Source organism: Streptomyces klenkii (assembly GCF_003626645.1).
GTDB lineage: Bacteria > Actinomycetota > Actinomycetes > Streptomycetales > Streptomycetaceae > Streptomyces > Streptomyces klenkii.
On the sequence record NZ_RBAM01000027.1, the window covers coordinates 1 to 23,917 of the forward strand.

Consider the following 23,917-nt stretch of genomic DNA (forward strand, 5'->3'; position numbering starts at 1 on the left):
TCCTTTGTACTCACCCTCTCGGGCTTTCCTCCGGGCGCTTCCCTTCGTTGTTTCCAACCTTACCAGATCCGTTTTCCGGTCCGTTTCCGGTCCGAATTCCGTTTCCGGCCCCCTGTTGGAGCGGGGTTTCGCCTTTCAGCTTTCGCTTTCCGGCGGTGATCCCGACTTTATCAGATCTCTCTGGTCGGAATTTCCACCGGCCCGGAACGATCCTTCACGTTCGTCACGAACGTTTGGGCGTTCCCGCCGCGGTGGAGCCGTAAACCTACTGGACGGCCGCGCCCGGATGCAAATCGGCAGCGGGGCGGCCGTCCGTTCGGTTGACGAAGCGTCAGACCTCGACGACGACAGGGAGGATCATCGGGCGCCGGCGGTAGGTGTCGGAGACCCACTTGCCCATCGTCCGGCGGACGAGCTGCTGGAGCTGGTGCGGCTCCACGACCCCGTCGGACGCGGACTTGCCGATCGCGTCCTCGATCTTCGGAACGACCGCCGAGAACGCGGAGTCTTCGATGCCCGAGCCCCGTGCCTGGATCTGCGGCCCGCTCACCACCTTGCCCGTCGTGCTGTCGACCACGATGAACACGGAGATGATGCCCTCGTCGCCGAGGATGCGGCGGTCCTTCAGCGAGGTCTCCGTGACGTCGCCGACCGAGAGGCCGTCCACGTACACGTAACCCGCCTGGACCTTGCCGACGATCTTCGCCGCGCCGTCGACCAGGTCGACCACGACGCCGTCCTCGGCGATCACGATGTGGTTCTTCGGGACACCCGTGAGCGCACCGAGCTCCGCATTGGCCCGCAGGTGGCGCCACTCGCCGTGCACCGGCATGAGGTTCTTGGGCTTGCAGATGTTGTAGAAGTACAGCAGCTCGCCCGCGGAGGCGTGGCCCGATACGTGGACCCGCGCGTTGCCCTTGTGGACGACGTTCGCGCCCCAGCGGGTCAGACCGTTGATCACGCGGTAGACCGCGTTCTCGTTGCCCGGGATGAGCGACGAGGCCAGGATGACGGTGTCGCCCTGGACGATCCGGATCTGGTGATCGCGGTTGGCCATCCGGGACAGGGCCGCCATCGGCTCGCCCTGGGAGCCCGTGCACACCAGCACGACCTCGTCGTCCGGCAGGTCGTCCAGCGTCTTCACGTCCACGACGAGGCCCGCGGGGATCCGCAGGTAGCCCAGGTCGCGGGCGATGCCCATGTTGCGGACCATCGAGCGGCCGACGAAGGCGACGCGGCGCCCGTACTCGTGGGCGGCGTCGAGGATCTGCTGGATGCGGTGCACGTGGCTGGCGAAGCTCGCCACGATGATGCGCTTCTGCGCGTTCGCGAACACCTGGCGCAGGACGCCGGAGATCTCGCGCTCGGGCGGCACGAAGCCGGGGACCTCGGCGTTCGTGGAGTCCACGAGCAGCAGGTCGATGCCCTCCTCGCCCAGCTTGGCGAAGGCCGGCAGGTCGGTGAGGCGACGGTCCAGCGGAAGCTGGTCCATCTTGAAGTCACCGGTGTGCACGGCCATGCCGGCGGGGGTGCGGATGGCGACAGCCAGCGCGTCCGGGATGGAGTGGTTGACCGCGATGAACTCGCAGTCGAAGGGGCCCAGGCGCTCGCGGTCGCCCTCGGCGACCTCGAGGGTGTACGGGCGGATGCGGTGCTCCTGGAGCTTGGCCTCGATGAGGGCCAGGGTCAGCTTGGAGCCGATCAGCGGGATGTCCGGCTTCTCGCGGAGCAGGTAGGGGACACCGCCGATGTGGTCCTCGTGACCGTGCGTGAGCACGATGCCGTCGATGTCGTCGAGGCGATCACGGATGGACGAGAAATCGGGCAGGATCAGGTCGATTCCGGGCTGCTCCTCCTCGGGGAAGAGCACTCCGCAGTCGACGATCAGCAGGCGGCCGCCGTATTCGAAGACCGTCATGTTGCGGCCGATCTCCCCCAGGCCGCCGAGCGGCGTGACGCGCAGGCCGCCCTCGGGCAGCTTCGGCGGGGGACCGAGTTCAGGATGCGGGTGGCTCAAAAGACTCTCCTCACCACGCACGCCACATGCCCTCAGGGCACATGGCGCGCGCGACCTTCGTGCACTTGCAGTTGTTTTCGGTCTTCAGTTGTGAAGTCCTGTGTGAAGTCCTGGCGTATTCAGTTGTGAAGTTCTTGGGCGGTCCGGTCCGGCGCGGGGGCCGGTCCGCCGGGGCGCCGTCAGCCGAGCTGGACGCCGCCCGCCGTGAGGTCGCGCTTGAGCTGCTCGGTCTCCTGCTCGGTGAGCTCGACGAGCGGCAGCCGCACGGGGCCCGCGGGCAGTCCCTGGAGGGCCAGGGCGGCCTTGGTCGTCATGACGCCCTGGGTGCGGAACAGGCCGGTGAAGACCGGGAGCAGCTTCTGGTGGATCGCCGTGGCCTTGGCGTTGTCTCCGGACAGGAAGGCGTCGGTCATCGCGCGCAGGTCCCCGGCGACGAAGTGACCCGCGACGGAGACGAAGCCGGCGGCGCCGACGGCGAGCTGCGGCAGGTTCAGCATGTCGTCGCCCGAGTACCAGGCGAGGCCCGAGCGGGCGATGGCCCAGCTCGTCGCGGACAGATCGCCCTTGGCGTCCTTGTTGGCGACGATGCGGGGGTGCTCCGCCAGCCGGACGAGCGTCTCGGTCTCGATGGGGACGCCGCTGCGGCCGGGGATGTCGTAAACCATCACCGGGAGGCCGGTCGCGTCGGCGACGGCCGTGAAGTGCCGGACCAGGCCCTCCTGCGGGGGCTTGTTGTAGTACGGCGTGACGACGAGGAGGCCGTGGGCGCCCGCCTTCTCGGCGGCGCGGGCCAGCTCGGCGCTGTGGTGGGTGTGGTTGGTGCCGGCTCCGGCGATCACGTGGGCGCGGTCTCCGACCGCCTCGACCACAGCCCGTACGAGCTGGGCTTTCTCCGCATCGCTGGTGGTAGGGGACTCGCCGGTGGTGCCGTTGACGATCAGGCCGTCATTGCCGGCGTCCACGAGGTGGGTGGCGAGCCGCTGCGCGCCGTCGAGGTCGAGAGCACCGTCAGCGGTGAAGGGCGTGACCATGGCGGTCAGGACCCGCCCGAAGGGCGTCTGCGGTGTGGAGGTCGGAGCCATGAGGGCCACGCTACTCGTTGCTCACCGTGAGGTGCCCCCTCGGGGAGTGCCAAAGGGATCCCGGCACTGCCTGCTCGGGGGTTCAAGCAGTGCCGGGTCCGTCTTTTCAGACTAGATTAAAGCCACGAAAAGCCGCAATACGGACACCTAAGCTACCGGCCCGTACGGCTTCCCTCTCCCGCCGGGGGTGGACAACCCCCTCCCGTCAGGGGGCGACGCGGCCGTTCTTGTTGAACGCGGCGTACGTGAGCGGCATGAGCTTCGCCCACTCCGCCTCCATCTTCTCGCCGACCATCTCGATCTCGCGCTGCGGGAAGGAGGGCACGGCCGCCTGCTCGTGCTGGGTGCGCAGGCCGAGGAAGTGCATCAGCGAGCGCGCGTTGCACGTGGCGTACATGGACGAGAACAGGCCGACCGGCAGCACCGAGCGCGCGACCTCGCGGGCCACGCCGGCGGCCAGCATCTCCTGGTAGGCCTCGTAGGCCTCGCGGTAGGTGTTCTCCATGACGCGCGTGGTGAGCTCGTGCTGCGCGTCGGTGCCCTCGACGAAGACGTACTTGCCGGGGCGGCCCTCCTGGACGAGCTTGCGCTCGGCGTCCGGAACGTAGAAGACGGGCTGCAGCTCGCGGTAGCGGCCGGACTCCTCGTTGTACGACCAGCCCACGCGGTGGCGCATGAACTCGCGGAAGACGAAGATCGGCGCGCTGATGAAGAACGTCATCGAGTTGTGCTCGAAGGGGCTGCCGTGGCGGTCCCGCATCAGGTAGTTGATCAGCCCCTTGGACCGCTCCGGGTCCTTGGTGATCTCTTCCAGGGACTGCTCGCCGGCGGTGGAGACACGGGCCGCCCACAGCACGTCGGAGTCGGCCGCGCTGTGCTTGACCAGCTCGACGGTCACATCGCCGCGGAACGTCGGCTCGGCGTCCTTGGCGGTCTCGGTGGCGGTCTCGGTGGGGCTGTCGGTCACCGGCGGGGTCCTTCCAGTTGCAGTGCTCGGGCGGCGACCAGCCTACGGGCCACCACTGACAGCCGGTCCGCAAGCGGCCCCCTTACGGCCCCGCCGCGGCGGGGGGAAGCTGCTCACTGGTTGAGATTTTTCACAGAAGTCGCCGAAAACGGGCACCTGGCGCCGTCTTTGATCGTCCCTATGTACGACAGCACGTTTTCGAGGTTCCTAGGAGAGCCCCCATCATGTTCCGCCGGCGAGAGCCCGTGCCGTTCGCCTTCGTCGCCGAGGCCGAGCGCTACCGCAGCAACGTCACGCCGCCGCCCCGAGAACGCGCGAGCCGCTCGCAGATAGCCGGCCGTGTGCTCGTGGGTCTGACGGTGGCGACGGGGCTGGTCGGAGCGCTGCTGTTCGGGATGCCGTCGCTGCAGCCCAGCGTGCAGGACACGCACCAGTCGCAGCGTTCCGAGGCCTCGGACGGCCGCTGACCGGCAGGTGACCACCGAGGGTGGGATCCGGCGCACCGACCCTGGTGTGCCCGGGTCCCGCCCTTTTCTATAGCCTCACCGGGCACAGCCATTCGAGCGTGCGTGCTGATGAGTGAGGAAACGTCGTGCCCCTGCCCTTTCTGACCGCCGACCGCGACGTCGAGGAGCTCGCGCCCGCCACCGCCGCGGCCGTCACGCCCGCCGGGTACGACGAGGCCCCTGCCCGCTGGCAGCGCCCGTACCGGCCCGGTCCGTGGCGCGTGGGCGTCACCGCGCTGTTGCTGCTGCTCGCCTCGTACGTCCTCTTCGCCGCGATGATCATCGCGGTGGCCGGGTCGCTGCCCGTGGCGGGCGTCTGTGTGGCCGTCGCCGTCCTGGTGATCGTGACGGCCGTCCGCCTCGTGCGGGTCGGCGTGTGGGTGGGCGAGGGCGGGTTGCGGCACGTACGGCTGCTGTCCGCGAAGACGGTGCCCTGGGCCGACGTGACGGCCGTGCGCACCGTGCGGCAGCCCGTGCGGTGGCTGGGTCTCCCCCGCACCGTGCAGGGGCGGGCGGTCGTCGTGGAGCGCGCGGGCGGTGCGCCGCTGGCGACGCTCGTCACCAGCCACGGGGCGGACTTCCTCGGCCGGCCCCAGGCCTTCGACATGGCGTGCGACGCGGTGGAGGGCTGGGCGGCGGACTTCCGCCGCGCCTAGGCCCTCCCTCCTGCGGAAGGGCTACGCGTCCACCCGTACGGGCTTGCCGTCGTGGAGGGCGATCGCCCGCTGCATGGCCTTGCGGGCGCGGGGGGTGTCCCGGGCGTCGTGGTAGGCGACGGCCAGCCGGAACCAGGCGCGCCAGTCGGACGGGGCGTCCTCGGTCTCGGCCTTGCGCTTGGCGAAGACCGCGTCCGCGGAGTCCCGGTCGATGCGGCCGCCCGGCGTCCGTACCAGCTCGTCCACCGGCAGGCCGCCCTCGGCGTCCAGCTCGCGCGCCAGGCGGTTGGCGTCGCGCGCGAACTTGGTGGTCTGGTAGAGGAACCAGGCTCCGATGAACGGCAGGACCAGCACCGCCACGCCGAAGGTGATGGTGACGGCGGTGCCCTGCTGGAGGAGCATCACCCCGCGGCTGCCGACCAGGACGAAGTAGACGACCAGGACGGCGGCCAGGGCGAAGTAGACGATTTTGGCGCGCACGGTACTCAGCCCAGGTCCAGGAAGTGTTCCAGGCCGAACGTCAGGCCCGGGGTCGCGACGACGCGCCGTGCGCCGAGCAGGATGCCCGGCATGAAGCAGCTGTGGTGCAGCGAGTCGTGCCGGATGGTGAGCGTCTCGCCGGTGTCGCCGAACAGCACCTCCTGGTGGGCCAGGAGGCCGCGGAGCCGCACCGCGTGCACGGGCACGCCGTCGACGTCGGCGCCCCGTGCGCCCTCCAGGGCCGTCGTGGTGGCGTCGGGCTGCGGGGGGCAGCCCGCCTCGCGCCGTGCGGCCGCGATGAGCTGCGCGGTGCGGGTGGCCGTGCCCGAGGGGGCGTCGGCCTTGTTCGGGTGGTGCAGCTCGACGACCTCGGCGGACTCGAAGAAACGCGCCGCCTGCCGGGCGAAGGTCATGGTCAGGACGGCCCCGATGGAGAAGTTCGGGGCGATGAGCACGCCGGTGTCGGGGGACGCCTCCAGCCAGGAGTTCAGCCGCGCGAGGCGCTCCTCGGTCCAGCCGGTGGTGCCGACGACGCCGTGGATGCCGTTGCGGACGCAGAACTCCAGGTTCTCCATGACCGAGTCGGGGTGCGTCAGCTCGACCGCGACCTGGGCTCCCGCCTCGGTCAGCGTCTCCAGCTTGTCGCCCCGGCCCAGCGCGGCCACCAGCTCCATGTCGTCGGCGGCCTCGACGGCCCGTACGGCCTCGGAGCCGATCCGGCCCCCCGCGCCGATGACCGCCACGCGCAGCTTGCTCATCGTCCCTGCTTCCTTCGAACCGATCGCCCAGCCGATTATCAGCCCGGCAACTTAAGAAACGGCCTCGTGCAGGCGTGCGGCCTGCTTGTCCTTCAGCGGGCCGATGACGGACAGCGAAGGACGCTGTCCCAGTACATCGCGGGCCACCTCGCGGACCTCGTCCGGGGTGACGGCCGCGATGCGCGCCAGCATGTCGTCGACCGACATCTGGTCGCCCCAGCACAGCTCGCTCTTGCCGATGCGGTTCATGAGCGCACCGGTGTCCTCCAGGCCGAGGACGGTGGAGCCCGCGAGCTGCCCCACGGCGCGGCTGATCTCCTCGTCCGGCAGGCCCTCCGACGCGACCTTGTCGAGCTCGTCGCGGCAGATCTTCAGCACGTCGTGGACCTGGCTCGGGCGGCAGCCGGCGTAGACGCCGAAGAGGCCGCAGTCGGCGTAGCCCGAGGTGTAGGAGTAGACGGAGTAGGCGAGGCCGCGCTTCTCCCGGACCTCCTGGAAGAGCCGGGAGCTCATGCCGCCGCCGAGGGCGGTGTTGAGCACGCCGAGCGCCCAGCGGCGGTCGTCCGTGCGCGCCAGGCCGGGCATGCCGAGGACGACGTGCGCCTGCTCGGTCTTGCGGCCGAGCACCTCCACGCGGCCGGCGGTGCGGATCGTACGGGCGCCGGAGCGCGGGGCGACGGGCGTCGCGTCCGTACGGTGCAGGGCGCCGGCCCGGTCGAAGGCGGCGCGGACCTGGCGGACGACCTTGGCGTGGTCGACGTTGCCCGCGGCGGCCACGACCAGGCGCGTGGGGTCGTAGTGCTTCTTGTAGAAGCGGGCGATCTGGTCGCGGGTGAGGGCGTTGATGGTGTCGACCGTGCCGAGCACGGGGCGGCCGAGGGGAGTGTCGCCCAGCATGGTGTGCGCGAACAGGTCGTGCACGCAGTCGCCGGGGTCGTCCTCCGTCATCGCGATCTCTTCGAGGATCACGCCGCGCTCGGCGTCGACGTCCGCCGCGTCGATCAGCGAGCCCGTGAGCATGTCGCAGACGACGTCGATGGCCAGCGGCAGGTCGGTGTCGAGCACGCGCGCGTAGTAGCACGTGTACTCCTTGGCCGTGAACGCGTTCATCTCGCCGCCGACGGCGTCGATGGCCGAGGAGATGTCCAGCGCGCTGCGCTTGGCCGTGCCCTTGAAGAGCAGGTGCTCCAGGTAGTGGGTGGCGCCGTTCAGGGCCGGGGTCTCGTCGCGGGAGCCGACGTTGGCCCAGATGCCGAAGGTCGCGGAGCGCACGGACGGCAGGGTCTCGGTGACGATGCGCAGGCCGCCCGGGAGGGTGGTGCGGCGGACCGTGCCGATGCCGTTCTCGCCCTTGAGAAGCGTTTGGGTACGGGCGACGGCCCGCCCCTCCGAGGAGGTGCGGGCCGTCTTCCGTGTACTACGGGACGTCACTTGGCGGACTCGTCCTTGGTCTCGTCGGCCTTGTCGCCGTCCTCGCCCTCGATGACCGGGATCAGCGAGAGCTTGCCGCGCTGGTCGATCTCGGCGATCTCGACCTGGACCTTCTGGCCCACGCCGAGCACGTCCTCGACGTTCTCCACGCGCTTGCCGCCGGCGAGCTTACGGATCTGCGAGATGTGCAGCAGGCCGTCCTTGCCCGGCATGAGGGAGACGAAGGCACCGAAGGTGGTGGTCTTGACGACCGTACCCAGGTAGCGCTCGCCGACCTCCGGCATGGTCGGGTTGGCGATGCCGTTGATCGTGGCGCGGGCGGCCTCGGCGGCCGGGCCGTCGGCGGCACCGATGTAGATGGTGCCGTCGTCCTCGATCGTGATCTCGGCGCCGGTGTCCTCCTGGATCTGGTTGATCATCTTGCCCTTGGGGCCGATGACCTCACCGATCTTGTCCACGGGGATCTTGACGGTGATGATCCGCGGGGCGTTCGGGGACATCTCGTCCGGCGTGTCGATGGCCTCCATCATCACGTCGAGGATGTGGAGACGGGCGTCGCGGGCCTGCTTGAGGGCCGCGGCCAGGACGGAGGCCGGGATGCCGTCCAGCTTGGTGTCGAGCTGGAGCGCGGTGACGAACTCCTTCGTGCCGGCGACCTTGAAGTCCATGTCACCGAACGCGTCCTCCGCACCGAGGATGTCGGTGAGGGCGACGTAGTGCGTCTTGCCGTCGATCTCCTCGGAGATCAGGCCCATGGCGATGCCGGCGACGGGGGCCTTCAGGGGCACACCGGCGTTCAGCAGCGACATGGTGGAGGCGCAGACCGAGCCCATGGAGGTCGAGCCGTTGGAGCCGAGCGCCTCGGAGACCTGGCGGATGGCGTACGGGAACTCCTCGCGCGTCGGCAGGACGGGCACGATGGCCCGCTCGGCCAGGGCGCCGTGGCCGATCTCGCGGCGCTTCGGCGAACCGACGCGGCCGGTCTCACCGACGGAGTACGGCGGGAAGTTGTAGTTGTGCATGTAGCGCTTGCGGGTCACCGGGGAGAGGGTGTCCAGCTGCTGCTCCATGCGGAGCATGTTGAGGGTGGTGACGCCCAGGATCTGGGTCTCGCCACGCTCGAACAGGGCGGAGCCGTGGACGCGCGGGATGGCCTCGACCTCGGCGGCGAGCGTACGGATGTCCGTAACGCCGCGGCCGTCGATGCGCTTCTTCTCCTTGATGACGCGCTCACGGACCAGGGACTTGGTCAGCGAGCGGTACGCCGCGGAGATCTCCTTCTCGCGGCCCTCGAACTCCGGCAGGAGCTTCTCGGCGGCGATCTCCTTGACGCGGTCGATCTCGGTCTCGCGCTCCTGCTTGCCGGCGATGGTGAGCGCCTTGGCGAGCTCGCCGCGGACGGCCTTGGTCAGGGCGGCCAGGACGTCGTCCTGGTAGTCCAGGAAGACCGGGAACTCGCCCTCGGGCTTGGCGGCCTTGGAGGCGAGCTCGGACTGGGCGCGGCACAGCACCTTGATGAAGGGCTTCGCGGCCTCGAGACCGGCGGCGACGACCTCCTCGGTGGGGGCGTCGGCGCCGTCCTTGACCAGCTGGATGGTCTTCTCGGTGGCCTCGGCCTCGACCATCATGATCGCGACGTCGCCGTCCTCCAGGACGCGGCCGGCCACGACCATGTCGAAGACGGCGTCCTCGAGCTCGGTGTGGGTCGGGAACGCGACCCACTGGCCCTTGATCAGGGCGACGCGGGTGGCGCCGATCGGACCGGAGAAGGGCAGGCCCGCGAGCTGCGTGGAGCAGGAGGCGGCGTTGATGGCGACCACGTCGTAGAGGTGGTCGGGGTTGAGCGCCATGACCGTCTCGACGATCTGGATCTCGTTGCGCAGGCCCTTCTTGAAGGAGGGGCGCAGCGGGCGGTCGATCAGGCGGCAGGTGAGGACGGCGTCCTCGGAGGGCCGGCCCTCACGGCGGAAGAAGGAGCCGGGGATCTTGCCGGCCGCGTACATCCGCTCCTCGACGTCCACCGTCAGGGGGAAGAAGTCGAGCTGGTCCTTGGGCTTCTTGGAAGCGGTGGTCGCCGACATCACCATGGTGTCGTCGTCCAGGTACGCCACGGCGGAACCGGCGGCCTGCTTGGCCAGGCGGCCCGTCTCGAAGCGGATGGTGCGGGTGCCGAAGGCGCCGTTGTCGATGACGGCCTCGGCGTAGTGGGTCTCGTTCTCCACCAGGGATATCTCCTCGTCTGCGTCCCGGCCCGTGTGGCGGGGACGGTGGCGGAGGAGCGTCTGTGCTGGCCGGTCTTCGATCGAAGCACCCGGATTTCCCTGATCCGGGGGCCACTACCGAGGACCGGCGGCGAGCGGAGCGCTCCTCCTCGTACGGTTCGGCACTAATGCCGTCGTGGAAACCAGACTACAAAGGTTCTGCTGTCCACGAGATACGCAAAGGGAGCGGCTCCCAGATGGTGGGAACCGCTCCCTTCACGGTGTCTTACTTGGCGCCGGCGGCACCGCGGCGGATGCCGAGGCGCTCGACCAGGGCGCGGAAGCGCGTGATGTCCTTCTTGGCCAGGTACTGCAGCAGGCGGCGACGCTGGCCGACCAGGAGCAGCAGACCACGACGGGAGTGGTGGTCGTGCTTGTGCTGCTTGAGGTGCTCGGTCAGGTCCGAGATGCGGCGGGTCAGCATGGCGACCTGGACCTCGGGGGAGCCGGTGTCGCCCTCCTTGGTGGCGAACTCGGCCATGATCTGCTTCTTCGTAGCGGCGTCGAGCGACACGCGGTACTCCTTCTGAGTGTCTTTTGGCCACCGAGTGCCCCTGGTCTCTTACTCAGGGGAGCTTCCGTTACTCGGGAGGCGGGGTCCGCTGGGCGCTGTCCCCAGAAGCCGGTGAAGGCACTCCGGAGGCGCGTACACAAACGGCCGTTGCACAGAGTACCAGGCTGGGCTAGTGGGCCGGCCGCGGGAGGGGGAGGGGGGCTCGCGGGGGGGCGAGCCTGGGCCTCATGCGGGGCTGCGGGGGGCCTCGTGCGGAGGTCCATCTGCGCCTCGTGCGGGGGGCTGCGCGGGGCCTCATGCGGGGCTGCGTGAGGCTCTCGTGCAGGCGCTTCATGCGGGGGCTGGTCGCCGCCTCATGCGGGCGCCTCATGCGGCGACGGCACAGGCCTCGTGCGGGCGCCTCGTGGCCGCCCCGTGCGGCCGCCTCATGCGGCGCCTCAGCCCGCCGAAAGGCTGCGGGCCGCCGAGTACAGGTCGAGGACCGCCAGGCACAAGGGTACGAGCGCCAGGAGCAGGGTGCTTTCGGCCAGGTCCGAGACGCGCCCCCAAAAGGGTGAAAGGCCCTTGGCGGGGACGATCAGCGCGACGGCGGTGAGCAGACCGCCACCGAGGGTGATGGCAGCGGCCAGCCAGAGCGTACGGACGTCCAGGGAGCCGCCGGTCGCTCCGGCGGGAGGCAGGAGGGAGAGGCCGAGGACGAGCAGCACGAGGGCCGCGAGGCCCGCGCCGAGGACGGCGGCGACCTGGGCGGTGTAGCGGAAGAGGCGGGCGCGCAGCAGCATCGCCAGGCCGGCGGTGAGGGCGAGGAGCCGGGGCCAGGGGCCGCCGCCCGGGGCGAAGGCCAGGACGGCCGTGGAACCGGTTACGACGGCCGCGCAGCCGCCGACGAGGCCGAGCAGCAGCTCGTGTCCGCGGCGGACCTGTGCGGCGATGCGCGGGGCGTCCACGGGGTCGGCCTGCGGGGCGCCGCCGCGGGAGGCCGTCCGGTCCGCGGTGACCGCGGAGCGCGGGGCGGCGTAGCCGATGGGGAGGCGGGCGACGCGGGCGGAGAGGCCGGGCAGGAAGGCGACGGCCCCTATGGCGACGACGGCGCAGACGGCGGCGGCATCGGCCGGGCGGGCCTCGGTGAGGACGGCGCAGAAGGCGGCCACGGTGCCGGTGGCCGCGGCGGCCAGAGCGGCGACGAAGGGGGCGTCGCCGGCCGGCATGACGGCGACGAGCACGGCGGCGGCGACGAGCACGGTCGCGCAGCCCAGCAGGAACTGCAGCCGGCCCGCCCCCTCGCCCGGGGCGGGGGCGAGGATCCCCGTTCCGGCGATCATCACGTGCGGGAGGGCGGCGAGGCCCAGGGCGACGGCGGACGCGCGGTCCGCGTACACCCGGGCCCGTACGCCCGCGAGGGCCGTCAGCAGCACGCCGGCGGCAGCGGCGACGGCACCCGGCAGGCCGTGCATGTCGTGCCGGGCCGGGTCGGCGAACCACAGGGCGAGGCCCATGAGGGCGAGCAGCAGCGCCCCGCCGACCAGGCCGCAGGCGCGCAGGAGGCCGTCGTTCCAGAGGGTGTGGTCGCGGGTGACGGCGGAGGCTACGGCGTCGCTGACGTCGTCGTGCACGGCGGGCGGCAGGGACTCCGCGAAGGGGCGCAGCGCGAGCAGGTCGCCGTCGAGGACGCGCTGGGCGGCGAGCGAGCGGGCGCTGTCGAGGACGGTGCCGTCGCGGCGTACGAGGTGGTAGCCGGTGGGGGTGCCGGCCGGCTGGGTCTGGCCGGTCAGGCGCAGGATCTCCGGGTACACGTCGGCGACGGCGATGTCGTCCGGCAGGGCGACGTCTATCCGGCTGTCGGGCGCGACGACGGTCACTCGGCAGAAGCCGGTCGCAGCGGGCGTACTCACCTATCAGGCCCCTTGATTCACTTGGTTCACGGTGCGCGGCCGTTGCTCCGAGGGCGGCTGTTCCCGCCCCGTGCGTGCCGGCCCGCGCGCGGCTGTGCGCGACTGTGCGGCCACCCTATCCGGGGGCTCCCGTACGTACGTCGATAGGATCACCGTTCCGCGCAGGGGGGCCGTCGCCGATGGGGCGACAGGCGGCACCGCGCGGAACTGTTCTTGCCGTGCGGAGGGGTTGAGGCATCCGGTGAGCCAGATCGTGGTCAGTCGTCCCCCGCGGGCCCTGCCGCCGGAGGTGCCCGGCGAGGAGGTCCTCCTGGAGGCGCCCCCGGAGCTGCCGAGGGACCGTCAGGAGGGGCTGCTGATGCAGCTGCTGCCGACGCTCGGCATGGCCTCGTCGATGGTGTACTTCTTCATGCCCGGCGCCGCCCCCATGATGAAGATCATGGGCGTGCTGATGATGTGCTCGACGCTCGGCATGACCGTCGCCATGATCGTCCGGCACCGGCAGGGCACCCAGGGGCGGACCGCGGACATGCGCCGCGACTACCTCAAGTACTTGTCGCAGACCCGGCGCACCGTGCAGCGCACGGCCAAGGCGCAGCGGGACGCGCAGTTCTACCTGCACCCCTCCCCCGACCAGCTGTGGTCGGTGGTGGCCGAGGGCACGAGGCTGTGGGAGCGGCGCGCGAGCGACGACGACTTCGCGCAGGTGCGCGTCGGGCTGGGCACGCAGCAGCTCGCGACGCCGCTGGTGGCGCCCGAGACGGCGCCGATAGACGAGTTGGAGCCGCTGACGACGGGAGCGATGCAGCAGTTCCTGGCGACGCACGGTTCGCTGGACGGCATGCCGGTGGCGCTGTCGTTGCGCGCCTTCTACCACGTGACGCTGTCGGGCGACCCGGAGTCGGTGCACGGGGCGGCGCGGGCCCTGGTGGCGCAGCTGGTGACGCTGCATTCGCCGGAGGACCTCGTGGTGGCCGTGGTCTCCGCACGGGGCGCGGCGTCGTACTGGGAGTGGACGAAGTGGCTGCCCCACGTGCAGGTGCCCGGGGCGGCGGACGGGGCCGGCATGAGGCGGCTGATCGGGGACGACCTGACGGAGCTGGAGGACCTGCTGCGGCCGCGTCTGGAGGGCCGTACGCGGTTCAGCCGGGACGGTCAGCCGGTGCTGGACCAGCCGCACGTGGTGGTCGTGCTGGACGGCGCCGCGGTGCCGGCGGACTCGGTGTTCGCGGCGCCCGAGGGGCTGCAAGGCGTGACCGTCGTCGAGGTGGTGACGGGCGATCTGGGCGAGCCGCGCGGCGGGCTGTCGGTGGTCGTGCAGCCGGGTTCGCTGCGGCTGGTGTCGCAGGTAGCTGTCTACGAGGGGGTGCCGGACACCCTCGCCATGGAGGCCGCGGAGGCGCTCGCGCGGCAGCTGGCGCCGCTGCGCATGGGCGGGGGCGGCGACGGCGACGAGCCGCTGCTGGCGAACCTGGACTTCACGGATCTGCTGGGACTGGGCGACGCGGGCTCGGTGGACGCGGCGCGCACGTGGCGGCCGCGGTCGGCGGCGGAGCGGCTGCGGGTGCCGATCGGCGTCAGCGAAGACGGCGCCCCCGTGATGCTGGACCTGAAGGAGGCCGCGCAGGACGGCATGGGGCCGCACGGGCTGTGCGTCGGCGCGACCGGCTCCGGCAAGTCCGAGCTGCTGCGCACCCTGGTGCTGGGGCTCGCGGTCACGCACAGCTCCGAGACGCTGAACTTCGTCCTGGCCGACTTCAAGGGCGGTGCGACGTTCGCGGGCATGTCGGAGATGCCGCACGTGGCCGCCGTGATCACCAACCTCGCCGACGACCTGACGCTGGTCGACCGCATGCGCGACTCGATCACGGGTGAGCTGCAGCGCCGGCAGGAGCTGCTGCGGTCGGCGGGCAGCTACGCCAACATCCACGACTACGAGAAGGCGCGGGCAGCCGGTGCCGCCCTGGAGCCGCTGGCCTCACTCGTCCTGGTGATCGACGAGTTCAGCGAGCTGTTGACGGCCAAGCCCGACTTCATCGACATGTTCATCCAGATCGGCCGCATCGGCCGGTCCCTGGGCGTACACCTGCTGCTGGCCTCGCAGCGGCTGGAGGAGGGCCGGCTGCGCGGCCTGGAGACGTACCTGTCGTACCGGATCGGCCTGCGGACGTTCTCGGCCGCGGAGTCGCGCACGGTGCTCGGCGTGCCGGACGCGTACCACCTGCCGTCGGTGCCGGGCTCGGGCTACCTGAAGTTCGGTACGGACGAGATGACGCGCTTCAAGGCGGCGTACGTCTCGGGCACGTACCGGCAGGACGCGCGCACGGGGCCCGGCACGGGGCCGCTGCCGATCGAGCGCCGCCCCGTGCTGTTCACCGCCGAACCGGTCCCGGTCACCTACACCGCCCCGGCGGCCGTGACGCCCTCGTCGCCCGCCCCGGGCGACGACGCGCTCGCGGACACGGTCCTCGACGTGATCGTGCGCCGGCTGGAGGGCCAGGGCCCGCCGGCCCACCAGGTGTGGCTGCCGCCGCTGGACCGGTCCGCGGCCCTCGACGAGCTCCTGCCTCCCCTCTCGGCCGTGCCGGGCCGCGGCCTCACGGCGCCCGAGCATCCGCGCCTCGGCCGCCTCAGCGTGCCGATCGGCCTGGTCGACAAGCCCTTCGAGCAGCGCCGGGACGTGCTGTACCGCGACTTCTCGGGCGCGGCGGGCAACATGCTCGTCGTCGGCGGCCCGCAGTCCGGCAAGTCGACGCTGATGCGGACGCTCGTGTCGGCCTTCGCGCTGACGCACACCCCGGCCGAGGTGCAGTTCTACGGGCTGGACTTCGGCGGTGGCGGCATGAGCGCGATCGAGGGCCTGCCGCACGTGGGCGGCGTGGCGTCCCGGCTCGACCCCGAGCGGGTGCGCCGTACGGTCGCCGAGGTGGCGGGCGTCCTGGCCCGCCGCGAGGAGTACTTCCGGGCGAACGGCATCGACTCGATCGGCACGTTCCGGCGGATGCGGGCGTCGGGTGAGATCACGGACCAGCCGTGGGGCGACGTGTTCCTCATCGTCGACGGGTGGGCGAGCTTCCGGCAGGAGTACGAGATGCTGGAGGGCCTCGTCTCCGACATCGCGGCGCGCGGCCTGGGCTACGGCGTCCACATCGTGGTGACCGCCTCCCGCAACATGGAGGTCCGCGCCTCCCTCAAGGACCAGCTCCTCAACCGGCTCGAACTGCGGCTCGGCGACACCATGGACTCGGAGTTCGACCGCAAGGTCGCCGCCAACGTCCCCGCCGGGGTGCCCGGCCGCGGCCAGCTCCCCGAGAAGCTCCACTTCATGGCCGCGGTGCCCCGCACCGACTCCGACAGCGACCCCGAGACCCTCACCGACGGCACCGCCGCCATGGTGCGCGCCGTCAGCGAGGCATGGGGCGGCCCCGGCGCGCCCGGAGTGCGGCTCCTGCCGCGCCGGCTGCGCGCCGACGAACTGCCCAAGGGCTTCGAGCACCCGCAGCACGGCGTGGCCTTCGGCATCGACGAGACCAACCTGGAGCCGGTCTTCGTCGACTTCGAGACGGACCCGTTCTTCCTCGTCTTCGGCGAGAGCGAGTCCGGCAAGACCGCGCTGCTGCGCCTCTTGGCCAAGCAGATCACCGAGCGGTACGGCCCCGACGAGGCGAAGATCGTGGTCGGCGACTACCGCCGGACGCTCCTCGATGTCGTCCCGAGCACGCACCTGCTGGAGTACGCGCCGATCGCCTCGGCCCTGACGGTGCACGCCGACGCCCTCAACCGCCTCATGGAGCGGCGCGCCCCGCAGCCCGACATCACGCCGCAGCAGCTGCGCGACCGCAGCTGGTGGTCGGGCCCGCGCTTCTTCGTCATCATCGACGACTACGAGCTCGTCTCCACCGGCAGCGGCAACCCGCTCTCCGTCCTCACCGAGAACCTGCCCTTCGCGCGCGACGTCGGCGTGCGCTTCATCATCGCGCGCAGCTCGGCGGGCGCGTCCCGGTCGATCTACGAGAGCTTCATGCAGCGGGTGAAGGATCTGGGCGCCCAGGGCGTGATCCTGTCCGGCGACCCGGGCGAGGGCGACCTGATCGGCGGCGTGCGGCCGCACCAGATGCCGCCGGGGCGCGGGTACTTCGTGTCGCGGAAGCGGGGCGTGCCGCTGGTGCAGGTGGGGTGGCTGCCGGAGGAAGTGTGAGGGGGCCTTATACCACTCGACCCCGCGCCAGGGGCATTCTGCGAGCACCGTCCCGGAACCAACTCTGTGGTGGATCCATCCGGAGTACGCTGCTCACGACTGTTGCCCCGGTGGACGTCAACTGGCATGGCGTCCAGGGGAATCCGGCGGAATTGCGCACCGAAAGGCGGCCCCTGCCCCATGGACGAACAAGAGAAGGACGAGCTCTACGCCCGTGACATCTCCGGTCTCGAATGGCTGAGCGCACCCGAGGCCAAGGACGACGAGGAGCGCGTCGAGATCGCCTACTTCTCCGATGGTGCAGTGGCGATGCGGTCCTCGACCGACCCCGACACCGTCCTGCGCTACACCCCGGCCGAGTGGCGGGCTTTCGTGCTGGGTGCGCGTGACGGCGAGTTCGATCTGCAGTAATGCGGTGCAGCAAACACGGGGGTGGACGGCCGGTTTCCCGGCTGCCCACCCCCGCGTGCTGTCGTGCGGCCCGTCAGCGGCTGATGTGCGTGGCTTCAGCGCCGGCTCGGGCAGTTCGCCTCAGTAGCTGATGTCGAAGAGCTGCGACGCCTTCTTGTCGGTCGCGTGGAAGTGCTCGCCGCCCTTGAGGACGAGGTCCGCGACGTGCTTGAGCGTCGCCTGGATGTGCGCGCTGCGCTTGCGGAACTCCGCGTCCACCTGGAGCATCGCCTGGTGGGCCTCGCCCTCCCAGCCGGCCGCGACCTGGTTCACGGCGGCGCGCATGGAATTCAGCTCCCGCTCGATCACGCCCGCGGCCTTCTTGATGTCATCGGACGCGGTCTGCAGGGAGCTGTAATTGACTACAAGCTCTCCACCCTGGTCTGGCATGTGTCCCCACCCTTTGTGGTGTCGTTCATCGGTCGAAAAGGAATCGGAACCGGCGGGCGTACGCGCCCGGGCCCGGCTTTTTCAGAGGTCGTCGATCGCGCTGCGCTGCTGCGTGCCGTGGTTCGCGCCGGCGCCCCCGGACGCGGCACCGCCGCCGCTGACGTCGACGCCCCGCATCTGGGCGGCGATCTCCGCGTCGGTCGCCCCGGAGGTGCGGTGCGTCAGGGCGACGGCCTCACGCACCCGGTCGATCATCCGGCGCACGCGGTCGTGGTCGTCGTTGAGGTCCATCTGCGCCTTGCGGAAGGCCGAGTGGGCATCGCCCTTCCACGAGCTGCCGCCGTCCAGCGTGGCGATGACGTTCGCCAGCTGGCGCAGGTTGGCCGAGAAATGTGAGCTGGTCGTGTCGATGGCGTCCGTGAAGGTCTTGAACGCCTGGTCACTGACCTTCTGCTTGCCGTTCTCCGACATGTTCCGCCTTTCCCCCGAGGGGCCTGTCTTTTGATGTGTAATTGACGCCGGACGCGGACGCCGACAGCGCAGGACCGGACGATGCCGGAGCCGGTGCACGTGCCGGGCGCGGTTCCCGCGATCGGCTCGCCGGCCGTCCGGTCGTCACCCCGTGCCTTCCCCCTGGAGCGCCCGCGAAGGGCGCCCATGTCACTCTAGCCACTCGCGACGCGTGCCCCAACCACATACATATCAGGCCTGTTTGACAGTCGTGGCATACCGTCACAGACCTCATGAGCCGCGCAGCCCCCTGCGCCGCCGGTGCTCCCGTCCCACGACGGCCGCCCCCGCGATCGCCGCGACGAGCACGGCCGCCCCGCCGAGCACGTACGTGGCGAGGCGCTCCTTGCGCTGCTGCGGGGTCTCGCCCACGGCCAGCGGGGCCACGTCGGGGGCCCGTACGTTGCGCGCCTGGGGCTTGGCCGGGGTGACGCGGTCGAGCGGGTGGGCGTCCTCCGTGAGGGCGCGGACGGGGTCGACGACGCCCCAGCCGATGTAGCGGTCGTGGCCGTTGGTGGCGCGTTCCGCGGTCTGCTCAATCTGGGCGACGACCTGGTGCTGCTTCCAGTCGGGGTGCTTGGCGCGGATGAGGGCGGCGACACCGGCCACGTACGGGGCGGAGAAGCTGGTGCCGTTGTCGACGCACTGGCCGCCGAGGGGGACGGTGGAGACCATCTCGACGCCGGGCGCGGCGACGCCCACGAACTCGCCGGGCTGCGAGAAGGACGCGCGCTCGTTATTGCGGTCGGACGCGCCGACCGCGAGGACGCCCTTGTACGCGGCGGGGTAGGTCTCCTTGACCTCGCCGCCGAGGCCGTCGTTGCCCGCCGAGGCGACCACGACGACGTCCTTCTCCAGGGCGTCCTTGACGGCGAGTTCGAGGTCGGAGTCGGGAAGGAGGGCCTTCGTCGTGTCCTGGGAGATGTTGATGACGCGCGCTCCGGCGGCGACGGCCAGGCCGATGCCCTGGGCGAGGGTGCGGGAGGTGCCCGTGCCCTTCTCGTCGTTCTGGCGGATCGGGATGATGACCGACTCCGGGGCGATGCCGACGAAGCCGCTGCCGGGGGCCGGGCGGGCCGCGATGATGCCCGCGACCTTGGTGCCGTGGCCCACGAGGTCGAGGGTCGGATCGGGCTTCGGCTTCTCGGGCTCCTTCTCCGGCGGCTTCTCCGGGCTCTTCTCGGGGCTCTTGGAGGGGCTCGGCTCCGGGGACTTCTCCGGCTTCCCGGACGCGTTCTTGCCGCCCCCCGAGGGGCTGGCCGACGGGCCCGGCGACGGCGTGCCCTTGTCCTTCTTCCCATCCTTCGCGCCTGCGGAGTGGCTGGGGGACGGTCCCGGCGCGGGCGCACGGGGCCCGTCCTTCGCGTCCGCCCTCACGCCCGTCGCGTCCTTGGCGCCGCCGGCCGTGGTGCTGCCGTCCTTGGCCGCCTCCGGCATGCCGGTGAGCAGGTCGGCCCCGCTCTCGGCGTCGACGGCGCCCTTCAGCTGCGGGTTCTTGACGTCGACGCCCGTGTCGATGACGGCCACGCGGACCGGCCGGCCGGAGCTGTCCCGGCCCTTGGTGTCCTGCCAGAGGCGGTCGAGGAGGATCCGCTGGAGGGACCAGGGAGTGCCCTTGATGGGCTTGGCGGGGTAGGTGCACTCGCCGCTGCCGTCAAGGTTCACCGACATGGATGAGGCCTCATGCGGGGGCGGGGCGTCGTGCGCGGGTGGGGCCTCATGCGGGGCCTCATGCGGGGCCCCATGCGGGGGTACGGCGTCGTGCGCGGCGGCATGGGGCAGCGCCGCTGCGGCGGAGGCGGCCGTCACGCCCATGGTGAGCGCCGCTGACAGGGCGAGGGCGAGTGATGTCGTCGTTCGTGGCATCGGCTGTCTCACGATCCCTGCGGCTGCCTGGCGCTGTTGGTGTCCAGCCGCGGCCCCGTAGGCAGGAACTGCGACCAGTTCGCGGGCACGGGCAGGGGGTCGACCTTTCCGTAGCCGAGCCTGGTGCGTGCCTGGTCGGACTCGGTGGGGCCGGCGGCTCCGGTGGTGCCCGCCGCCTCGTGCGGCGCCTCAGGCGAGCCGTCCGGGCCCGCCGACGGGGTGGCCTTCTCGCCGATCTTCGACTTGCCCGCACCGCTGTCGCTGTTGGACTGGACCGCGTAGCGCAGCCCCGTGTCGGTGACGAGGAAGACCGATCCGCTGTTGGTCTGGCGCCCCGTGACCTGCCGGTAGAGGAGCCCGGAGCCCGGGGTGACGTACGCGCTGGTGGCTCCGTCCGGGATCGTCGCCGGGTACTCGGTGCCCGCCCAGGTGGCGAGTTCGGTGGCGCCGCCCGCGGACATGCCCCCGAAGATGCTGCACACGGTGTCCTTGTTGTCGTCGCCGGCACCTGTGAAGTTCGCCTGCCGGGGCACCGTGGCGGGCCAGTGGTACTGCCCGTAGAACTCGTCCTCCGCCGGGGTGAAGGCCGCCGCGCTCACCCGCTCCGGCACACCTGCCTGACCGAGCGCCGCCAGCTTCTTGCTGTTGAGGAGCAGCTTGGCGACGAGCGGCGAGACGCGCTGGACCTTGCCGCGGAGCACCACGTAGTTCTGGGTGCCGCTGCCGGTGGGCGCTTCGAGGACGGTGCCGACGCGGTCGGCCTTGCCCGGCAGGGTGCCGACGCCGGCGTCCGCGCCGATGTCGCCGCCGGTCTCCGGGAAGACGATGGGCGCGCCGTCGTGCAGGGTGTCCAGCCAGTCCTTGGTGACGGGCTGGGCCTTGGCCCCGTCGTTGAAGACGGAGCGGAGCAGCAGGTTGTGGTCGGAGGCGTCGGCGGACCGCCAGTCCTCACCGCCGAGCAAGTACTTGGTGCCCTGGGGGTCGACGAGGTAGCGAGCCCCGTCCGGCCCCTGCACGTACAGGGCCTGGTTGCCGCGCAGACGCTGTTCGCCGGTGAGCTTCTTCAGCTTCGGGTCGCGCCCCGCGAAGAGGAAAACAGCCTTCTGGGTGGTCCGCCCCGTGCCGCCGGGCTGCTCGCAGACGGCCCACTGCTTCTGCTTGCCCGCCTCGTCGGCGCCGGGCATGCGGTCGGGGGCGTACGGGATGCCGAGCGTGGGGCCGCGCGGGATGTGGCCGTTGTCGAGCTCCTCCTCCTTCACCTTGATGACGGTGGACTTCTCCGGGGTCAGGAGCAGTTTCGCGGAGGCGAAGTTGAGGACGGGGTGCAGCTGTTTCTTGCCCTCCGTCGTCAGGACGACGTAGCGGGTGGTGGACTGGCTGCCGACGATGACGTGTGCGGCCTCGTCGTCCCAGCCCTTGGGGGCGGTCGGCCGGAACATGCCCCATGCCCCGAAGCCGGCGACCAGCACCGCGCCGGCCACGAGGCCGGGCAGGACCGCGCGCAGGGGGCGGGGGGCTCCCTCTTCCGTCCCGCTGGGCGAAGGCTGGAGGAAGGCCGCGATCGTGCGCTTCCTCGCGAAGATGTAGGCATTGAGCTCATCCCGCCGTGATGCCATGTGTAGCCGCTCTCTCCTCTGGTCGTCGGCGTCGGTCGACAGGCGCTGCGCTTGGTCGGGTTGTCGTACCGGCCCCTACTATGCCGGTAGGGATCAGCGCGCCTGTCAGGGCATGCCGCTGATCGGATTCCCGGCCGGCCCACGGAGGCGGCCGAAAACGGCTGAGGGGGCTGTGACGGGCATGGGTGCCGCAACGCAAGTGCGGGCGCGGGGGAATGCCGCGCACGGGGCGACCGCCGTCGCCCCGCGGGCCGCGGCACGGGGCGGGGGCACGGGGCCGGTGCGGCTGCAACAGCTGGTGCTGATCGAGGTCGCCGCGGGCCTCGTGCTGCTCGGGTGGGCATCCGGCCCGCTGCTGCTCGCGCCGGCCGCCGTGGTGGCCGTGGTGCTGGTGCTGCTCGCGCTGGTCCCGCTGGGTCAGCGGCCGGTGGCCGAGTCGCTGCTGGCCTCGCTGTCGCTGCGGGCCCGCGTCCGCAGCGCTGCACCGGCGGACGCGGGTACGGACCCGGCGATCGCTCCGGTCGTCGAATGCGAACCGGCCCTGCGGACAAGCACGTTCACGGACCGCGGGCAGCGTGCGGTCGGCCTGGTGGGGGACGGCACGTTCGTGACGGCCGTGCTGCGCATCGACGCCGTGGACGCCCCGCTGCGCCCCGTGCGGGCCGAGAAGGCGCTGCCGCTGGCCCTGTTGCGGGACGCCCTGGACGTCGACGGCATCAGGCTGGAGTCCGTACAGGTGCTGCAAAGCACCCTGCCGGCCCCGGCGCCGCACCTGCCCTCGGAGGCACTGGCCGCGCGGAACTACGCGCCGCTCCAGGCCCTGTCCGGGGCTCCGGCCGTACGGACGACGTGGGTGGCGCTCAAGCTCGACCCCGAGCTGTGCCCGGAGGCCGTCGAGGCGCGCGGCGGGGGCGAGGAGGGCGTACGCCGCTGCGTGCTGCGCGCGGCGGACCAGCTGGCGAGCCGGCTGCAGGGGGCCGGCTTCCGGGCGGTGCTGCTGTCCGAGGAGGACCTGACGGCCGCGCTGTCCACGGCGGCGAACATCAACCCTGTGGCCTCCGCGCAGGCCGCGCGGTCCGCCACGCCCGCACGGCGCACGCTGGAGAGCTCCCGGGCGCTGCGGTGCGACGACCGCTGGCACACGACGTACTGGCTGGCGCGCTGGCCGCAGCTCGGGCCCGGGGCCACCCCGCTGCCGCAGCTCGCCGCACACCTCACCGCGCTGCCCGCTCTGTCGACGACGCTGAGCCTGACGCTGGGGCGCGGTGGTCTGCGCAACGGGCGTCATGCCCCGACACTGACCGCGCACATCCGGGTGACGGGGCGCAGCTCCGACGAACTGGCCGCGACGCGGCGGGATCTGGAGCGCGCGGCGCGCGCCGCGCGGACCGGCCTCGTGCGGCTCGACCACGAGCAGGTGCCCGGCATGCTCGCCACTCTGCCCCTGGGAGGCACGCGCTGATGGCCATCACTACGCCCTCCTCCCCCGCGGCTACGGGTTCGACCTCCGGCGCCCGTACGGGGTGGCTCCGTGCCGGGCGCGGGCTGCTCGGGCCGCGCCGCGGCCGGCACGAGCTCGCTGCCGAGGAGTTCGAAGCGCTGGCGCTGCCCGTCGGTGACGACGGTGTGGTCATCGGCACCGACCCGCATGAGGCGCCCGCGGTCCTCGGGGTGGCCCGCCCCGTGCCGTTCGACGCCGTCCTGATCGGCGGCGCCTGGACGGCTCAGGTGATCGCCCTGCGTACGGTCGGCACCGGGGCCCGGATCGCGGTGGAGACCGGCCGCCGCCGGCTGTGGACCGGGCTCGCCCAGGCCGCCAACGGCGGGCAGCCATGCGTGACGCTGCACGACGTCGGCCGAGTGCCGCCGCAGGGCCCGTCGGTGCACAGCCCGGTGCTGGTCGTACGTGACTGCGGCGCACGGCCGCCCCGGGGCCGGGTCGTGGCCGCGCCTTGGCAGTCGGTCCTGACGCTGCTCCCCTACGTGGGGCCGGACGCACCGCGCCTGCTCGGCGGTGTCGACCTCGTCGGCATCCAGCGGGTCTCGCCGGAGGAGGCGGAACTGCTCGGCCGGATCCTGGGGCTGCCCCAGGCCGACGTCGAGGCACTGCCCACGCTTCCGGAGACGGTGACGCTCTGGTGCGCCCGGGGGGCGTGGACGTACGTCGACGTGCGGGCGAGCGAGGCCGAGACGAGGCTGCTGGGAGCCCCGCGCCGCATGGACTGACCGGCCTCCGCACGGATCAGCCCTTGCTGAACCTGCCCTTGCCGAAGACGAGAAGCAGTTTGATGCCGTCGCTGCCCTCCGAGTTGCTGCCCAACAG

Annotated in this window: 19 protein-coding genes; 6 read left to right on the forward strand and 13 right to left on the reverse strand. The window is 71.5% G+C overall.

The features are described from left to right. Positions 1-331: 331 nt before the first annotated feature. From D7231_RS32590 to thyX, 3 genes are all read right to left on the reverse strand, one after another. The gene (locus D7231_RS32590) at positions 332-2,017 is read right to left on the reverse strand and encodes a ribonuclease J (RefSeq protein ID WP_120759609.1); all 1,686 of its coding nucleotides are present in this window, start codon (positions 2,015-2,017) and stop codon (positions 332-334) included. A 179-nt stretch (positions 2,018-2,196) separates the two neighbouring features. Continuing rightward, positions 2,197-3,099, reverse strand: a complete 903-nt coding sequence (dapA, locus tag D7231_RS32595) for a 4-hydroxy-tetrahydrodipicolinate synthase (RefSeq protein WP_120759675.1) — start codon at positions 3,097-3,099, stop codon at positions 2,197-2,199. Positions 3,100-3,304: 205 nt separating this feature from the next. After that, positions 3,305-4,066, reverse strand: a complete 762-nt coding sequence (gene thyX / locus D7231_RS32600) for an FAD-dependent thymidylate synthase (protein WP_120759611.1) — start codon at positions 4,064-4,066, stop codon at positions 3,305-3,307. A gap of 224 nt (positions 4,067-4,290) precedes the next feature. On the opposite strand from thyX, the gene D7231_RS32605 reads away from it, so the two are divergent. Both D7231_RS32605 and D7231_RS32610 read left to right on the forward strand, forming a co-directional pair. Further along, positions 4,291-4,533 (forward strand): hypothetical protein, encoded by a 243-nt coding sequence (locus D7231_RS32605; protein WP_120759614.1) that lies wholly within the window; start codon positions 4,291-4,293, stop codon positions 4,531-4,533. 125 nt (positions 4,534-4,658) lie between these two features. Further along, positions 4,659-5,228: a hypothetical protein gene (locus tag D7231_RS32610; RefSeq protein WP_120759617.1), complete on the forward strand. Its 570-nt coding sequence runs from the start codon at positions 4,659-4,661 to the stop codon at positions 5,226-5,228. Positions 5,229-5,249: 21 nt separating this feature from the next. Here the strand turns inward: D7231_RS32610 and D7231_RS32615 are convergent, their stop codons facing one another. The 6 genes from D7231_RS32615 to eccD all read right to left on the reverse strand — a co-directional run bounded on the left by D7231_RS32615 (position 5,250) and on the right by eccD (position 12,564). Beyond that, entirely contained in the window at positions 5,250-5,708 is a 459-nt protein-coding gene (locus D7231_RS32615) for a tetratricopeptide repeat protein (protein WP_120759620.1), read from the reverse strand. Positions 5,709-5,713: 5 nt separating this feature from the next. Next, a complete protein-coding gene (dapB, locus tag D7231_RS32620; RefSeq protein ID WP_120759622.1) occupies positions 5,714-6,466 on the reverse strand; it encodes a 4-hydroxy-tetrahydrodipicolinate reductase in 753 nt (250 codons plus the stop codon). Positions 6,467-6,517: 51 nt separating this feature from the next. Further along, positions 6,518-7,897: a M16 family metallopeptidase gene (locus D7231_RS32625; protein ID WP_120759624.1), complete on the reverse strand. Its 1,380-nt coding sequence runs from the start codon at positions 7,895-7,897 to the stop codon at positions 6,518-6,520. After that, positions 7,894-10,119, reverse strand: coding sequence for a polyribonucleotide nucleotidyltransferase (locus D7231_RS32630; RefSeq protein WP_120759626.1), 2,226 nt, complete (start codon positions 10,117-10,119; stop codon positions 7,894-7,896). The genes D7231_RS32625 and D7231_RS32630 overlap by 4 nt, the downstream gene beginning before the upstream one ends. Positions 10,120-10,384: 265 nt before the next feature. Continuing rightward, complete coding sequence (rpsO, locus tag D7231_RS32635; RefSeq protein WP_045934183.1) at positions 10,385-10,672, reverse strand: 30S ribosomal protein S15; 288 nt, start codon at positions 10,670-10,672, stop codon at positions 10,385-10,387. 437 nt (positions 10,673-11,109) lie between these two features. Beyond that, the gene (gene eccD, locus D7231_RS32640) at positions 11,110-12,564 is read right to left on the reverse strand and encodes a type VII secretion integral membrane protein EccD (protein ID WP_120759628.1); all 1,455 of its coding nucleotides are present in this window, start codon (positions 12,562-12,564) and stop codon (positions 11,110-11,112) included. 241 nt (positions 12,565-12,805) lie between these two features. Here eccD and eccCa point away from each other — a divergent pair, with 241 nt between their 5' ends. Both eccCa and D7231_RS32650 read left to right on the forward strand, forming a co-directional pair. Further along, positions 12,806-16,762, forward strand: coding sequence for a type VII secretion protein EccCa (eccCa, locus tag D7231_RS32645; RefSeq protein WP_120759630.1), 3,957 nt, complete (start codon positions 12,806-12,808; stop codon positions 16,760-16,762). Between the two features lie 180 nt (positions 16,763-16,942). Then, the gene (locus D7231_RS32650) at positions 16,943-17,173 is read left to right on the forward strand and encodes a DUF397 domain-containing protein (RefSeq protein ID WP_120759633.1); all 231 of its coding nucleotides are present in this window, start codon (positions 16,943-16,945) and stop codon (positions 17,171-17,173) included. Between the two features lie 120 nt (positions 17,174-17,293). On the opposite strand, the gene D7231_RS32655 is transcribed toward D7231_RS32650, so the two are convergent. The 4 genes from D7231_RS32655 to eccB all read right to left on the reverse strand — a co-directional run bounded on the left by D7231_RS32655 (position 17,294) and on the right by eccB (position 21,594). Further along, positions 17,294-17,602, reverse strand: coding sequence for a WXG100 family type VII secretion target (locus tag D7231_RS32655; protein ID WP_120759636.1), 309 nt, complete (start codon positions 17,600-17,602; stop codon positions 17,294-17,296). A gap of 81 nt (positions 17,603-17,683) precedes the next feature. Next, entirely contained in the window at positions 17,684-18,073 is a 390-nt protein-coding gene (locus D7231_RS32660) for a WXG100 family type VII secretion target (RefSeq protein WP_120759638.1), read from the reverse strand. A gap of 270 nt (positions 18,074-18,343) precedes the next feature. Next, a complete protein-coding gene (gene mycP, locus D7231_RS32665; protein ID WP_158673864.1) occupies positions 18,344-19,783 on the reverse strand; it encodes a type VII secretion-associated serine protease mycosin in 1,440 nt (479 codons plus the stop codon). 203 nt (positions 19,784-19,986) lie between these two features. Continuing rightward, entirely contained in the window at positions 19,987-21,594 is a 1,608-nt protein-coding gene (gene eccB, locus D7231_RS32670; protein ID WP_120759642.1) for a type VII secretion protein EccB, read from the reverse strand. Between the two features lie 181 nt (positions 21,595-21,775). Here eccB and eccE point away from each other — a divergent pair, with 181 nt between their 5' ends. Then, positions 21,776-23,056 (forward strand): type VII secretion protein EccE, encoded by a 1,281-nt coding sequence (gene eccE, locus D7231_RS32675; protein WP_120759644.1) that lies wholly within the window; start codon positions 21,776-21,778, stop codon positions 23,054-23,056. Further along, a complete protein-coding gene (locus tag D7231_RS32680) occupies positions 23,056-23,820 on the forward strand; it encodes a hypothetical protein (protein ID WP_120759646.1) in 765 nt (254 codons plus the stop codon). Before eccE ends, D7231_RS32680 begins: the two co-directional genes overlap by 1 nt. Positions 23,821-23,917: the final 97 nt, after the last annotated feature.

Bases quoted from the DNA above. Each gene is read 5' to 3' on its own strand.
- dapB (WP_120759622.1), bottom strand. From the start codon at position 6,466: ATGAGCAAGCTGCGCGTGGCGGTCATCGGCGCGGGGGGCCGGATCGGC.
- eccB (WP_120759642.1), bottom strand. From the start codon at position 21,594: ATGGCATCACGGCGGGATGAGCTCAATGCCTACATCTTCGCGAGGAAG.
- D7231_RS32650 (WP_120759633.1), top strand. From the start codon at position 16,943: ATGGACGAACAAGAGAAGGACGAGCTCTACGCCCGTGACATCTCCGGT.
- eccE (WP_120759644.1), top strand. From the start codon at position 21,776: ATGGGTGCCGCAACGCAAGTGCGGGCGCGGGGGAATGCCGCGCACGGG.
- mycP (WP_158673864.1), bottom strand. From the start codon at position 19,783: ATGTCGGTGAACCTTGACGGCAGCGGCGAGTGCACCTACCCCGCCAAG.
- D7231_RS32605 (WP_120759614.1), top strand. From the start codon at position 4,291: ATGTTCCGCCGGCGAGAGCCCGTGCCGTTCGCCTTCGTCGCCGAGGCC.
- D7231_RS32680 (WP_120759646.1), top strand. From the start codon at position 23,056: ATGGCCATCACTACGCCCTCCTCCCCCGCGGCTACGGGTTCGACCTCC.
- D7231_RS32655 (WP_120759636.1), bottom strand. From the start codon at position 17,602: ATGCCAGACCAGGGTGGAGAGCTTGTAGTCAATTACAGCTCCCTGCAG.
- dapA (WP_120759675.1), bottom strand. From the start codon at position 3,099: ATGGCTCCGACCTCCACACCGCAGACGCCCTTCGGGCGGGTCCTGACC.
- D7231_RS32660 (WP_120759638.1), bottom strand. From the start codon at position 18,073: ATGTCGGAGAACGGCAAGCAGAAGGTCAGTGACCAGGCGTTCAAGACC.